The sequence below is a fragment of the Hallella mizrahii genome (genome assembly GCF_009695775.1).
GTDB classification, from domain to species: domain Bacteria; phylum Bacteroidota; class Bacteroidia; order Bacteroidales; family Bacteroidaceae; genus Prevotella; species Prevotella mizrahii.
This window is the reverse complement of sequence record NZ_VUNG01000002.1, coordinates 147,929-162,183: the sequence shown is the minus strand read 5'-3', so window position 1 is coordinate 162,183 and position 14,255 is coordinate 147,929. Positions and strand designations below refer to the sequence as shown.

General features: G+C 51.8%; 14 protein-coding genes. 11 read left to right on the top strand and 3 right to left on the bottom strand.

The features are described from left to right. Nucleotides 1-101 precede the first annotated feature (101 nt). Both FYJ73_RS01625 and FYJ73_RS01620 read right to left on the bottom strand, forming a co-directional pair. Nucleotides 102-407: a helix-turn-helix domain-containing protein gene (locus tag FYJ73_RS01625; RefSeq protein WP_154532960.1), complete on the bottom strand. Its 306-nt coding sequence runs from the start codon at nucleotides 405-407 to the stop codon at nucleotides 102-104. After that, on the bottom strand, nucleotides 379-720 hold the full coding sequence (locus tag FYJ73_RS01620; protein ID WP_154532958.1) for a type II toxin-antitoxin system RelE/ParE family toxin: 342 nt from the start codon (nucleotides 718-720) through the stop codon (nucleotides 379-381). The genes FYJ73_RS01625 and FYJ73_RS01620 overlap by 29 nt, the downstream gene beginning before the upstream one ends. Nucleotides 721-1,497: 777 nt before the next feature. Between FYJ73_RS01620 and FYJ73_RS01615 the strand changes: the two genes are divergently transcribed. From FYJ73_RS01615 to FYJ73_RS01565, 11 genes are all read left to right on the top strand, one after another. Next, nucleotides 1,498-1,896 (top strand): (deoxy)nucleoside triphosphate pyrophosphohydrolase, encoded by a 399-nt coding sequence (locus FYJ73_RS01615; RefSeq protein WP_154532956.1) that lies wholly within the window; start codon nucleotides 1,498-1,500, stop codon nucleotides 1,894-1,896. 114 nt (nucleotides 1,897-2,010) lie between these two features. Continuing rightward, the gene (gene infC, locus FYJ73_RS01610) at nucleotides 2,011-2,709 is read left to right on the top strand and encodes a translation initiation factor IF-3 (protein ID WP_154532954.1); all 699 of its coding nucleotides are present in this window, start codon (nucleotides 2,011-2,013) and stop codon (nucleotides 2,707-2,709) included. Between the two features lie 80 nt (nucleotides 2,710-2,789). Beyond that, nucleotides 2,790-2,987: a 50S ribosomal protein L35 gene (gene rpmI / locus FYJ73_RS01605; protein WP_154532952.1), complete on the top strand. Its 198-nt coding sequence runs from the start codon at nucleotides 2,790-2,792 to the stop codon at nucleotides 2,985-2,987. Nucleotides 2,988-3,026: 39 nt separating this feature from the next. Beyond that, complete coding sequence (rplT, locus tag FYJ73_RS01600) at nucleotides 3,027-3,371, top strand: 50S ribosomal protein L20 (protein WP_154532950.1); 345 nt, start codon at nucleotides 3,027-3,029, stop codon at nucleotides 3,369-3,371. A 181-nt stretch (nucleotides 3,372-3,552) separates the two neighbouring features. Further along, a complete protein-coding gene (locus tag FYJ73_RS01595) occupies nucleotides 3,553-5,547 on the top strand; it encodes an ABC-F family ATP-binding cassette domain-containing protein (RefSeq protein ID WP_154532948.1) in 1,995 nt (664 codons plus the stop codon). A 119-nt stretch (nucleotides 5,548-5,666) separates the two neighbouring features. After that, on the top strand, nucleotides 5,667-7,703 hold the full coding sequence (locus tag FYJ73_RS01590; RefSeq protein WP_154533014.1) for a M13 family metallopeptidase: 2,037 nt from the start codon (nucleotides 5,667-5,669) through the stop codon (nucleotides 7,701-7,703). Nucleotides 7,704-7,856: 153 nt separating this feature from the next. Further along, complete coding sequence (metA, locus tag FYJ73_RS01585) at nucleotides 7,857-8,774, top strand: homoserine O-acetyltransferase MetA (RefSeq protein ID WP_154532946.1); 918 nt, start codon at nucleotides 7,857-7,859, stop codon at nucleotides 8,772-8,774. Between the two features lie 5 nt (nucleotides 8,775-8,779). Next, the gene (locus tag FYJ73_RS01580) at nucleotides 8,780-10,747 is read left to right on the top strand and encodes a peptidase U32 family protein (protein WP_154532944.1); all 1,968 of its coding nucleotides are present in this window, start codon (nucleotides 8,780-8,782) and stop codon (nucleotides 10,745-10,747) included. Next, nucleotides 10,744-11,733 (top strand): TFIIB-type zinc ribbon-containing protein, encoded by a 990-nt coding sequence (locus FYJ73_RS01575; RefSeq protein ID WP_154532942.1) that lies wholly within the window; start codon nucleotides 10,744-10,746, stop codon nucleotides 11,731-11,733. The genes FYJ73_RS01580 and FYJ73_RS01575 overlap by 4 nt, the downstream gene beginning before the upstream one ends. A 69-nt stretch (nucleotides 11,734-11,802) precedes the next feature. After that, nucleotides 11,803-12,453, top strand: a complete 651-nt coding sequence (gene nth / locus FYJ73_RS01570; protein WP_154532940.1) for an endonuclease III — start codon at nucleotides 11,803-11,805, stop codon at nucleotides 12,451-12,453. A gap of 48 nt (nucleotides 12,454-12,501) precedes the next feature. Further along, nucleotides 12,502-13,212, top strand: a complete 711-nt coding sequence (locus tag FYJ73_RS01565; RefSeq protein ID WP_154532938.1) for a DUF2461 domain-containing protein — start codon at nucleotides 12,502-12,504, stop codon at nucleotides 13,210-13,212. A 158-nt stretch (nucleotides 13,213-13,370) separates the two neighbouring features. On the opposite strand, the gene FYJ73_RS01560 is transcribed toward FYJ73_RS01565, so the two are convergent. Continuing rightward, nucleotides 13,371-14,207, bottom strand: a complete 837-nt coding sequence (locus FYJ73_RS01560) for a zinc ribbon domain-containing protein (RefSeq protein ID WP_154532936.1) — start codon at nucleotides 14,205-14,207, stop codon at nucleotides 13,371-13,373. Nucleotides 14,208-14,255 lie beyond the last annotated feature (48 nt).

Genomic DNA, 14,255 nt, shown 5'->3' with positions numbered 1-14,255 from the left:
TGGGAGATGTTTACAAATGCGACTTTGCTATCAAGTCACTTCATGTAAAGAAGACCATTGGCTCCAGCCCGGGACACAGATGAGATAGGACGACTGATGGCTTAGCACACTGGTTTCACTACTTCTACTCTCATACCAAGAGCACTGATAATCCTATAAAAGGCACCAACGCTGGGTGTGATGATACCATTTTCTATTTTTGAGATATACGACTTGGTCGTGTGAGTGCGTTTCGCAAGTTCAGCCTGAGTCATATTGGCTTCTTTCCGAGCGTCGTGAAGTATCTGACCCGAGTAGAAAGAGTACGCCTTCTCCTCTGCCAATGCTCGCTCGGGAGTGCCCTCCTTCCCAAATTTCTTATCAAGAACCAAATCGTAATCAGCGATTTTGTGATTGTTTGTCTGCATAGTATGCCTCCTTAATTTTAATTGCCTTTTCTATTTCTGTATTTGGCGTCTTCTGAGTCTTCTTTTGGAAACCATTGAAAAGAACTACAATCCTACCTTCGTCGAAGATGAAGAATACACGGAATATATTGCTGTTGAATTCCGTCCTCAACTCATAGATGCCTTCTCTAATCAGTTTCACGAACTTCTTGGACAATCGATCTTGGGTCTTCAAGAGAAGTAATCCATACTGAATTTTCTCCTGCTCTTTGTCAGTCAGCGTTTCCATGAAAGCTTCAAAATAGCCACCATACGTAACTATCTTTCTTTCCATAGCGCAAAGGTAGGGAAAGTTTCAATATTAGACAACTTTTTCGTATACAATTTCCTGGTAAAAGATGTTAAACCGTATCACGAAATTGATAAACATCCATAATTTGCAATTTGTAATCAACACGTTTTTTTAGGATATGGCTGAAGTTCTTACTGTACATTTTTGTACCATTTACCACGTAACCATCTGATAATCAAGTAACATTATATTTTAACATGAAAAGAAATACAGTCATTGACATGCTAAAACAGCGAGGTGGATTCTTAGCCTTCTTCATCGTGTCTCTCATTTGTTGAATAAACTGACAAAAAACGGGCCTTATTTTGCGATTCTTTTCGACGAAGCCATCTCTTGCCGTGATTTTTTAAATTCTGAGCAATATTTTGCAACTATCTGTGTATTAGGCCTTTATATGTTTACACGCTTACTTGCCATTTCAAAAGAGCCTATTTCTGCTTGCCAAAGTACCTTTTTGACCCTGTCATCTCGGTAGTTTGATGTGGTCATCTCAGTGATTTCATCGTGTCATCTCAGTGAGATGAGCGCATCATCTAACTGAGATGACCATCGGAAATCGGTTTTGGCTTGTTCTCTACTCTTTTTTTTCTAAAAGAAATCCCAGTTTTTTCTCTAGAATGAAAGTCTGGGTGGAAGGTCTTTTGTCAAAAGGTTTTCTATTCAAAACAGCGATGCCGTCAAAATCATAGGGTAGGTGAAGCGGAATGCCGGATATTCTTTGTAACTTTGCATCGGGTTATACCTATTTATATATAAGACATGAAGCATATAGAAGTGGTGGCTGCCATTATCTGCCGCGACGGTCTGGTGTTTGCCACACAGCGCGGTTATGGCGAGTGGAAAGACTGGTGGGAGTTTCCCGGCGGCAAAGTTGAGGAGGGCGAAAGCCGTGAGGACGCATTGCGGCGCGAGATACGTGAGGAGCTGAACACAGAGATCTCTGTCGACCGGTTCGTCATGACGGTGGAGCAAGACTATCCTGCTTTCCATCTCACGATGCACTGCTATGTCTGCCATGTCCTTTCCGGTCACCTCGAGCTTTTGGAGGCCGAGGATGCACGCTGGCTGCGGGAAGACAATCTCAGCGGTGTCCGCTGGCTGCCCGCCGACCGTCAGGTGGTGGACAATCTGCGTGCCACACACTTGCTGGACAAGTAAATCGCCTTTTTCCGAGGAAAAGTTTGGTGGAACGGAAAAGTTTTAGTAATTTTGCACGCTGTATGGGTATGTTATACCCTAAAACCAATATAAAAATGACTTTAATATAGCTGGATGAAGAAAGACAATCAGAAGAATCAGTACCGCGTCAACGGACAGATTCATGTACGGGAAGTACGAGTCGTAAGCGACGACGGCTCACAAGTGATGCCTACACGTCAGGCACTTGACTTGGCTCATCAACAAGGGGTAGACCTCGTGGAGATCTCGCCCAACGCACAGCCGCCCGTTTGTCGTCTCATCGACTATAGCAAGTTCCTCTATCAGCAGAAGAAGCGTGCCAAAGAGATGAAGCAAAAACAGGTGCGTGTGGAGGTCAAAGAGATCCGCTTCGGACCTCAGACCGACGACCACGACTACCAGTTCAAGCTCAAGCACGCCAAGGAATTCCTCGAAGAGGGCAACAAGGTGCGCGCCTACGTGTTTTTCCGTGGCCGTTCCATCCTTTTCAAGGAGCAGGGTGAGGTGCTGTTGCTGCGCTTTGCCAATGACTTGGAGGAGTATGCCAAGGTAGAGCAGATGCCAAAGCTCGAAGGCAAGAAGATGTTTCTCTTCCTCGCTCCTAAGAAAGCGGGTGTTGCCAAGCAGAGCCAGCAGAAGCGCGATCGTCTCGCTGCAGAGGCCAAGGCCAAGGAAGAAGCTAAGGCACAGGCTGCTGAGCAGGCCGAGAAAAACGGACTCCTTGGCAACGCCAAGGGTGGTGAGGCCCTCCGCAAGCTCGCTGAGGCCGCTGACGGGGACAAGAAAGACTAAGAGACAGAAATACTGAGTGGTACCGCCGGGTATATGCGTTGCCACCTTTCAATTCATATCAACATTAAAACAACAAAAAAATGCCAAAAGTAAAGACTAACTCCGGTGCAAAGAAGAGATTCACATTCACCGGTACGGGTAAGATCAAGCGTCATCACGCTTACCACAGTCACATTCTGACTAAGAAGACAAAGAAGCAAAAGAGAAACCTCGACCATCAGACACTGGTCGACAGCGCAAACCTCAAGCAGGTTCGCGGTCTGCTCTGCCTCCGTTAATCGTAAACCTTTTTAGTCGAACGCTTAAAGAACAAAATTATGCCAAGATCAGTAAATCACGTTGCATCTAAAGCAAAGAGAACAAGAATTCTGAAGCTCACAAAGGGTTACTATGGAGCTCGCAAGAATGTCTGGACAGTAGCTAAGAACACTTGGGAGAAGGGTCTTACCTACGCTTATCGTGACCGTCGTAACAAGAAGCGCAACTTCCGCGCTCTGTGGATCCAGCGTATCAACGCTGCCGCTCGTCTCTCCGACATGAGCTACAGCCAGTTGATGGGTGCTCTCCACAAGGCAGGCATCGAGATCAACCGCAAGGTTCTCGCTGACCTCGCTGTCAACAATCCTGAGGCTTTCAAGGCCATCGTTGACAAGGTGAAGTAAAGAAAACCCTGAGCAATCAGAGTTTGTAGATAAGAAACAGGATAGCGATGCCGAAAGACTCCGCTATCCTGTTTTGCTTTTTGGGATGTTTCCAACCGCTCCGAGACTCTTTCGCCTTGTCTGTGGCGTAGAGAAATACTCGCTGCTGGCGGTGGGCATCGTTAATTTTTATATTTTTGAAATGATTTCAGTAGAGAATCTCAAGGTGGAGTTTGGCACCCGGCCGCTGTTCCACGATGTCAGCTTTGTCATCAACGACCGAGACCGTGTGGCCCTCGTGGGTAAGAACGGTGCCGGAAAGTCCACCATGCTGAAAATACTCTGTGGCCTGCAAAAGCCGACATCCGGTACAGTGTCGGTGCCCAACGGCTCTACCGTGGGCTATCTGCCACAGGTGATGAAACTTCAGGATGACACCACTGTGCGCGAGGAAGCGCGCAAGGCCTTTGCCGGACATATACATATCAAGGAGCAGCTCGACAAGATGCAGCAGGAGATGACCGAGCGCACCGACTACGAAAGTGAAGACTACATGGCTCTGGTTGACAAGTTCACCCAGACCCATGAGCGCTATATGATGATGGGAGGAGAGAACTATGAGGCCGAGATGGAGCGTACGCTGACCGGTCTGGGTTTCGAGCGCAGTGACTTCGAGCGGCCTACACGTGAGTTCTCCGGTGGTTGGCGCATGCGCATTGAGTTGGCCAAGATTCTTCTGCAGCACCCCGACGTGCTCCTTCTCGACGAGCCCACCAATCACCTCGACATTGAGTCTATCCAGTGGCTTGAGCAGTTTCTGGCTCAGAGCTCCAGTGCCGTGGTCCTCGTCAGCCACGACCGCGCCTTCATCAACAACGTCACCAACCGTACGCTGGAGATCACCTGCGGTCATGTCGAGGACTATAAGGTGAAGTACGACCAGTATGTAGTGCTTCGCAAAGAGCGTCGCGAGCAACAGCTGCGCGCTTACGAGAACCAGCAAAAGGAGATCGCCGACACCAAGGCGTTTATTGAGCGTTTCCGCTATCAGGCCACCAAGGCCGTGCAGGTACAGCAGCGCATCCGCCAGCTCGAGAAGATAGTACCCATCGAGGTCGATGATGTCGACAACAAGGTCATGCACCTCAAGTTTCCCCCGTGCCTGCGCAGTGGCGACTATCCCGTCATCTGCGACGACGTGCGCAAGGACTATGGCTCCCACACCATCTTCTCACATGTCAACATGACCATCAAGCGCGGTGAGAAGGTAGCCTTCGTCGGTAAGAACGGTGAGGGTAAGTCCACGCTTGTCAAGTGCATCATGGGACAGATACCTTTTACCGGCACGCTGAAGATCGCGCATAACGTGCAGATCGGCTACTTTGCACAGAACCAGGCACAGTTGCTTGATGAGAGTCTGAGCATCTACGACACCATCGACCGGGTGGCCACGGGCGAGATGCGCCTGAAGATCAACGATCTGCTCGGTGCCTTTATGTTCGGAGGTGAGATCTCTGAGAAGAAGGTCGGCGTGCTTTCAGGCGGTGAGCGCTCCCGACTGGCCATGATCCGTCTGCTGCTGGAACCGGTCAACCTGCTCATCCTCGATGAGCCGACCAACCACCTCGACATGCCGTCAAAGGATGTGCTCAAGGAGGCCATCAAAGCCTTCGACGGTACGGCGATCATCGTCAGCCACGACCGTGACTTCCTCGACGGGCTCGTCTCGAAGGTCTATGAGTTTGGCGGCGGACAGGTCAAGGAGCATATCGGTGGCATCTATGACTATCTCCGGGCGCACAATGCCGAGACCATCCACGAGGCTCTCAACGGTAAGGCTGTCGCTGAGGAGAAGACAACGACAGCCGCTGCACCCGCTGCTAAGCAGCAGACACCGTCATCTGCCAAGGGAGAAACAGCACAGCCGGGCACTTCCCAACCTGCCACCAAGGAATCTTGGGAAGAGCATAAGGAAAAACAGAAAAAGTTGCGCAAGGCCCAGCGCGCCGTCGAGGAGTCTGAAGCAAAGATAGCAAAGATGGAAGCTCGCCTCAAAGAGCTCGACACGTTGCTCATGGATCCAAAGAATGCGGCCAACATGCAGCTCGTCAACGAATATTCCACAACGCAGGAAGCACTCGACAAAGAAAACGACCGCTGGATGGAACTCTCCGAAAAGGTCGAAGAGCTGGGATGATAGTTTCCATGACCTCTATGATCTCTATAGCTTCTATAGTCCCAATGACCTCTATGGCCTCTATAGTTTCTATAGCTTCTATGGCTTCTATAAATTTCTAACTTTAAAATAAAACAATGATGAACATGAAACAGATTCTCCCGATGCTGATGCTCGCCGCAGCGCCCGCTCAGGGCCTGATGGCGCAGAACCAGTCGGGACTCGACATGACGAACTTCGACAAGAGTGTTCGTCCTGCCGATGACTTCTACCGTTATGCCACGGGTGGATGGCAGAAACTCCACCCGCTGCCAGCCGCCTACAGCCGCTATGGCAGCTTCGACATGTTGCAGGAAAACGTCAACAAGCAGGTCAATAGCATCCTCACTTCTTTGACCAAGAAGAAGTTCAAGGAGGGCACCACAGAGCGTAAGCTCAGCGATTTCTATAAGCTCGCCATGGACCAGGACCGCCGCAACAAGGAGGGACTGGCTCCCGTGAAGCCACTGCTCGACGAGATGGAAGCTGCCAAGACCCTTGACCAGCTCCACGACTTGCAGCTGAAATATGCCAAGATCGGCTATGGCGTGCCCTTCGGCTCGTATTTCGGTGCTGACGACAAGAACGTCACCCGCAACATCCTCTGCCTCTCACAAGGTGGACTGACACTGGGACAGAAGGACTACTATCTCAACAACGACAAGGCAACGAGCGACATCCGTGATGCTTACAAGAAGCATCTCGTGCGCATGTTCAAGCTCTACGGTTTCACCGACGCACAGGCCAGTGTCAAGGCTGCGGATGTCTTCCGTGCTGAAACTGAGCTGGCCATTGCTTCCAAGAGCAATACCGAGCTCCGTGATCCCCAGGCCAACTACAACAAGATGAGCCTGAAGGAGTTTGAGGATAACTATCCTAATATTCCACTCTGCCAGATGGCTGAGGCTGAGGGCGTGAAGCTCGACTACATCCAGGAGATGAATGTCGGACAGCCCGCCTTCTTCACCGCTCTCAACAGTCTGATGGCTCTGCAGACCGCCGACGAGTTGCGTGCCATTATGGAGTGGGATGTCATCCAAAGCTCTGCCTCTTACCTCACCGACGAGATCCGTCAGGCCAACTTCGACTTCTTCGGCAAGACCATGAGTGGCCGCAAGGAGGAGTATCCGCTCTGGAAGCGTGCCACCAACCAGGTCGAGAGTGCCATGGGCGAGGCACTTGGTAAGATGTATTGCGAGCGCTACTTCCCTGCTTCCAGCAAGAAGATGATGGAGGAACTGGTGCATAACTTGCAGATCAGCCTCGGCGAGCGCATCGATGCCCAAACATGGATGAGCGACTCCACAAAGAAGAATGCTCACGAGAAACTCGACAAGTTCTACGTCAAGAGCGGCTATCCCAACAAGTGGACAGACTATTCCAAGCTCACTATCGATCCTTCGAAGAGCTACTACGACAACGTGCTTGCCACACGTGAGTTTGCTGTTGACAAGATGATCGCTGACAAAGCCGGTAAGCCCGTCGACCGCGACGAGTGGTTCATGACACCCCAGACGGTCAACGCTTACTACAATCCGACGACCAACGAGATCTGCTTCCCCGCAGGCATCCTGCAGCGTCCGTTCTTCGATCCTAAGGCTGACGCTGCCTTCAACTACGGTGCCATCGGCGTGGTCATCGGCCACGAGATGACTCACGGCTTCGACGACCAGGGACGTCAGTACGATGCCAACGGCAACCTCCACGACTGGTGGACAGCTGACGATGCCAAGGGTTTTGAGAAGCGTGCTAAGCTCTACTCCGACTTCTTCGACGGCATTGAGGTGCTCCCAGGCCTACACGCCAACGGTAAGTTCACCCTTGGCGAGAACCTTGCTGATCACGGTGGTCTGCAGGTCGCCTTCAATGCTTTCAAGCATGCCACGGCCAACAAACCGCTGAAGACCATCGACGGCCTTACGCCCGACCAGCGCTTCTTCATCGCCTACGCCGGTGTGTGGGGACAGAACATCACCGATCAGGAGATCCGCAACCGCGTCAAGCGCGATCCTCACTCACTCGGTGAGTGGCGTGTCAACGGTGCTCTGCCGCACATCGACGCTTGGTACAAGGCCTTCAACGTGAAGAAGGGCGACAAAATGTATCTTCCAGAAAATCAGCGCTTAGAGCTCTGGTAAACCGATATGACGAATAAGGGTGGCCAACGCTGGTCACCCTTATTTGTTCTTCCGCTTGCGCATGCTTGCTTTTTTCGATTGTTATTGTCTCTATTCTCCATTTTTTTTGTTATCTTTGCGCTGGATTCTATAGTGTTTTAAAGATAAGAGACAATGCCATTAAGATTACCCGATAAGTTACCGGCCATTGATATTTTGAAGCATGAGAATATCTTCGTCATGGACGAAAGCCGCGCCCATACGCAGATGATTCGTCCGTTGAAGATCGTGATTCTCAATCTCATGCCACTGAAGGTCACTACTGAGACCGATTTGATCAGACTGCTGAGCAACACGCCGTTGCAGATTGAGATCAACTTCATGAAGTTGCACAGCCACACACCTAAGAACACGCCCATCGAGCACATGAAGATGTTCTACAAGGACTTCTCTGTCCTCAGCGAGCAGAAATGGGACGGCATGATCGTCACCGGTGCCCCTATCGAGCAGATGGCTTTCGAAGATGTGGAATACTGGCAGGAGATCACGGGTATCTTTGACTGGGCACGCACCCATGTCACCTCCACGCTCTATATCTGTTGGGCCGCTCAGGCTGCCCTGTACCATTTCTATCAGGTGCCCAAGCATCCGCTGGAGAAGAAGCGCTTCGGCATCTTCCCACAGACACCGCTGGATCCCTTGCTGCCCATCTTCCGTGGCTTCGACGACGTGTTTATGATGCCGCACAGCCGCCATACCGAGGTATGGCGCAGCGACATCGACAAGGTCGACGCGCTGCGCGTCATCGCTGAGGGACCGGAAAGTGGCGTGAGCATGGTCATGGCCCGCGAGGGTAGGGAGTTCTTCATCACCGGACATTTGGAATATGCCCCCGACACGCTTGACAAGGAATACAAGCGTGACGCGGGAAAGCGCGACGACGTGGAACTGCCGAAGAACTATTATCGCGACAACGACCCCGCTAAGGGACCGCTGGTCACCTGGCGATCGCACGCCAACCTGCTGTTCAACAACTGGATCAACTATTACGTCTATCAGGAGACGCCTTATAACATCAACGAGATTAAGTAATGCTGATGAAAGAACAACGCACACTCGAACTTCTTGCTCCCGCACGCGACCTGGCCTGCGCCATGGCTGCTGTGGATCATGGTGCCGATGCCGTCTATATCGGTGCGTCGGACTTCGGCGCCCGTGTGGCTGCCGGAAACAGTGTCGACGACATTCACCATCTCTGTGACTACGCCCACCGCTATGGTGTCCGTGTGTATGTCACGGTCAACACGCTCATCTATGAAGATGAGATCGACAAGGCCTACCAGCTCATGAAGCAGTTGGCTGAGGCTAAGGTCGACGCGCTCTTGGTACAGGATATGGCTGCTATCGAGTTGGTAGCCCGTGTGCGCCGTGAACTGGGCTATGCACCGGCTCTTCATGCCTCCACGCAGTGCGACACCCGATCGGCTGGGAAGGTGCGGTGGCTGCAACAGCAAGGCTTCAGTCGGGCGGTGCTGGCTCGCGAGTTGTCATTGGATGAGATCAAGGCCATACACCAGGCAGTACCCACTGTCGAGTTGGAGGGCTTTGTCCATGGCGCGCTCTGTGTGAGCTATTCCGGTGTCTGCTACGCCTCGCAGCACTGCTTCGGCCGTTCGGCCAACCGGGGTGCTTGTGCTCAGTTTTGCCGTATGAAGTTTGATCTGCTCGACGCTGACGGTCATACGATAGAGCACGACCGCCATCTGCTGTCCTTGAAGGATATGAACCGCCTCGACCATCTCGAGGAGCTGGCGGATGCCGGTATCTGCTCGTTCAAGATTGAGGGACGGTTGAAAACGGCTGACTATGTCAAGAATGTGGTCAGTGCTTACAGTCGGAAACTTGATGATCTGGTGCGGCGCCGCCCCGACGATTACCGCAGGGCTTCCCTCGGAAAGGTGAGCTATGGGTTCACGCCCGACTTGAAGAAGACATTCAACCGCGGCTTCACCACTTATTTCCTCCATGGCCGTCAGCCCGATATTGCCTCGTTTGACACACCAAAGGCACTGGGCGAGATGGTCGGACACGTCAAGGAGTTGCGTCGCGATTCGTTCACCGTGGCGGGTATTGCCGCTTTCGCCAATGGCGACGGACTGTGCTTCCTCAACGACGAACATGAGCTGGAAGGCTTCCGCGTCAATAGGGTAGAGGGCGGACGACTCTTTCCCTTCAAGATGCCGACACATCTGAGAAAAGGTATGACGCTCTATCGCAATCAGGACGTGGCTTTCGAAAAACTTTTAAGTGGTAAGACGGCTGACCGTCGTATTTCCGTTGCCATGGTTTATGGCTTGACACAGAATGGATTCCGTCTGAGAATGTCGGTCGATGGAAAGTCAGCTGAGGCTAAAAATTTGCAGGCCGAGGCTTCAGTCGCCTTTGATCATCAGGCTGCCAAGCGTCCACAGGCCGACAATATCCGGCAACAACTCGCCAAACTCGGTACGACCGTCTTCCACTGTGAGCCGGCCGACATCACCATCGAGCAGGGCGCCGACGAACTTTTTATCCCTTCCAGTCTGCTCTCTGAGTTGAGGCGGGAGGCTGTAGAAAGCTTACAGAAAAAGATCGTTGAGTCAACTGAGCAAAATCAGGTGCTGCCCACGAAGGATACGGACGGGCCGCAACAGACTGAAATGTATGGTGGAGAGAAATGTTGCAGGGATACAGAGCAGGTTGAGCGTAATGTCAACTTTGAGCAGCCGCAGGATCTCTACAATGCCTACTCCTATTTATATAATGTCGCCAATCACCTCGCCCGGCAGTTCTATGAGCGGCAGGGCATCAAGGTGGAGGCTCCGGCCTTTGAGTTGAAGGAGCCCGGCAAAGCATTGGTGATGCAGTGCCGTCACTGTCTGCGCTATGCTCTCGGCCATTGTGTCAGGCGGGGTGGGACAGCCCCACGGTGGCGTGAGCCGCTGACGCTGCGGCTCGGTGACGGCCGTCGCTTCCGGTTGGAGTTTAGATGTGACTTGTGTCAAATGAATATCTACGCGGAATGAGGATCTTTCGTCTGTTGCTGATCATGTTTGCGGTGGTCTTCTCGCTTACGGGGTGCTATCAGTCCCATCACCGCAACCATGCTGCTTTCAAGTTCAGTGAGCGGCAGATCGACTCCTTGTCGTTCTTCTCGACGCACCACTATACCAACAACTACAACTTCGTGGTGAAGGCCGACTCGCTCTCGCTCATCAGTCAGATGCCCGAAGAGTATATCGGCGGACTGCCTACCGACTCCTTTATCGTGCGTAAGGGTGCCCACCTCGTGGTGGCCGACATACACATGGTATCGTCTGACAATACCGACTCGGTGTGGGTGGAGTTGGCCAACGACAGTTCTGCCTTTGGCTGGGCACGCGAGTCCTACCTCTTGCCCCGCGTGATGCCCGACGACCCGATCTCGCAGTTCATCTCTGAGTTCAGCAACGACCATGTCCTCATCTTCCTTTGTGTCATTGCTGTCTTCGCGGCGGGCTATGCCTTTTGGAACATTAAGCGCCACAAAGCACATATTGTACATTTCCACGATATCGACTCGTTCTATCCCACCTTGCTGTGCCTGACAGTGGCCTTCTCGGCTACGCTCTATGCCAGTTTGCAGATGTATGCACCGCAGATGTGGCAGCATTTCTACTATCATCCAACGCTCAATCCCTTCTCAGTGCCAGTGCCGCTGATGATCTTCCTCTGTTCTGTGTGGGCGATGCCGGTGATTGTGTTGGCGTGCGTCGATGATGTACGCCGGCAATTGAGCTGGGGAGAGGGTGTGCTCTACTTGGGAGGACTGGCAGCAATGTGTGCCATTGACTACATCGTCTTCAGCATCACCACGCTCCACTATGTCGGTTATCTCCTGCTCGTGGCGTATGTGGTCTTTGCCATTGACCGTTATCTCCATGTGCCACATGCCCGATATGTGTGTGGAAATTGTGGGGCAAGGCTTGATCATAAAGGAAAATGCCCTTACTGCGGAGCGATTAATGAATAATGAATGTTTATTGTCGTATGATGAGAGTTCGATGATGAATGTTCTATGAAGAATGAATAACATAAGAATATGACCCGACAAGAACGTTATCAGTATATACTTGATTATTTCCGGAAGCACGAGCCACATGTGACAACAGAGTTGCAGTTCGGCTCCGCTTTCCAGCTTCTGGTGGCCACCTTGCTTTCGGCACAGTGCACCGACAAACGCATCAATGCCGTGACACCGGCACTGTTCGCCAAGTATCCTACAGCGGAAGCCATGGCCCAGGCAGAGGTGGAGGATGTGCTGGCGTTGGTCAGCAGTGTGAGCTATCCCAATGCCAAGGCACGTCACCTCGTGGCGATGGCCCGGCAGCTCGTTGCTGACTATGGTGGTGAGGTGCCCTCTGATCCTCAGGAACTCGTGAAGTTGCAGGGGGTAGGCCGCAAGACGGCCAATGTGCTGCAGGCCGTGTGGTTTGGCAAGCCGGTGATGGCAGTCGATACGCATGTCTATCGTGTGGCGCATCGCCTGGGCTTGGTGCCCGCAACGGCCAACACACCATTGAAGGTAGAGCAATATCTTGAGAAGAGTATTCCGGTGGAGGATATTCCCTCTGCCCATCACTGGCTGTTGCTACATGGAAGGTATATCTGTCAGAGCGCGAAGCCGAAGTGCGAGAAATGCCCCTTTGACACGATCTGTCCGAAGTTGCTGAAGGGTAGTAAACTGGAATAGGCCTCACCAAAACGGTAAGGAAAAAAGAAAAAATAGAGGAAAGAACAAATGAATACCCAACTGATATTCAAATTTTTGAAGGATGTGGCCGCCAACAACAACCGGCCATGGTTTGCTGAGCATAAAGATCAGTACCTTGCCGCCAAGGCGGATTTCGAAAAAGGCGTGGAGCAGGCCATCAACGCTTTGGGAGCAATGGACGAGACGGTGGCTCATCTGACGGTGAAGGACTGTGTCTATCGCTTTTATCGCGATACGCGTTTTTCACCCGACAAGTCGCCCTATAAGCGCCATTTGGGTGCTTACATCTCTGCCCATGGCCGTAAAGGACTGCACGCGGGCTATTATATCCACTTGCAGCCGGGCCACAGTCTGATTGCCGTCGGGGCTTATTGGCTGCCGACAAACATCCTCACGTCCGTGAGAAATGAGATCATGGGAAACATAGAAGAGTGGAGACACTGTGTAGAGAGCGGTGAGTTCATCCATCTCTTTGGCTATCCCAATGCCTCGGAATGGAGCGATGATGCGCCTGCGCCAAAAGGCTTCGGCATCAACTGTTTGAAGAAAGCACCGAAAGACTTCCCCAAGGACTATGAGTTCCTCTCTTATTTGAAGATGAAAGACTATTGTGCCTGGCATTGTGTGCCCGATGATTTCTTCCAAGGAGAGCATTGGACAGAACAGCTCGTGAAGATTGCGAAGGTGGCCAAGCCGATGATGGACTTCACCAATAATGTCATTGACGATTACGAGTAGAGACTTCCGTGGCCTTGACTCGGAAAGTTTTTACCCGATAACGCAGTAAAGACAAAATAGAACAGCTATATAATCAAATATAGGATTGCTATAAAAACAAAAAGGAGACTCTCGCGTTGAGAGTCTCCTTTTTATATATAGTGAAGGTTCAAGGCTGATTATGCTTCTGCGTTTTCCTCAGTCTCAGCCTTCTTTCTTCTTGTTGTGCGTTTCTTCTTGGGCTTCTCCTCAACAGCGGGCTCCGTCTTCACACCGGCGAGCTCCGGGTCGATGAGGATACGGCCACAGTATTCACAGACGATGATCTTCTTGTGCATCTTGATGTCCAACTGGCGCTGTGGCGGAATCTTGTTGAAGCAACCACCGCAGGCATCACGCTGCACATAGACAATGCCCAGTCCGTTGCGGGCACCTTTGCGGATACGCTTGAAGCTGGCCAGCAGACGCGGCTCGATGCGGGCCTCCAGTTCTTTGGCTTTCTCCTTGAGATCTTCCTCGGCCTCACGCGTCTCCTGCATGATGGAGTCGAGCTCGTCGCGCTTCGACTCAAGGTCCTTCTGGCGCTCGGTGAGCGTAGCCTGTGTGTTGGCGAGGTCGTTCTGACGCTCCTGTACCTTCTGGTTGGCTTCCTTGATCTTCTTGTTGCAGAGTTCGATCTCCAGTGTCTGGAACTCGATCTCCTTGGTCAGCGTGTCGTACTCACGATTGTTCTTTACCTCGTCGAGCTGAGCCTTGTAGCGGTCTACGCTGGCTTGGTTCTGCTCAATCTCATTGCGCTTCTGTGCAATGGCAGCGCGGAAGTCTTCGATCTCAGCATTGATGTGTTCCATACGTGTGTTGAGACCGGCGATCTCATCCTCAAGGTCTCGCACTTCGAGAGGAAGTTCGCCACGCAGTGCCCGCTTCTCATCGATGGCAGACAGGGTGGTCTGTAACTGATAGAGGGTGGAGAGCTTCTCCTCCACCGACAACTCTGATGGGTCTTTCTTTGCCATGATTATTATGTTTTTATAGTTCGATCAATATGTATTAATACTTGAGTC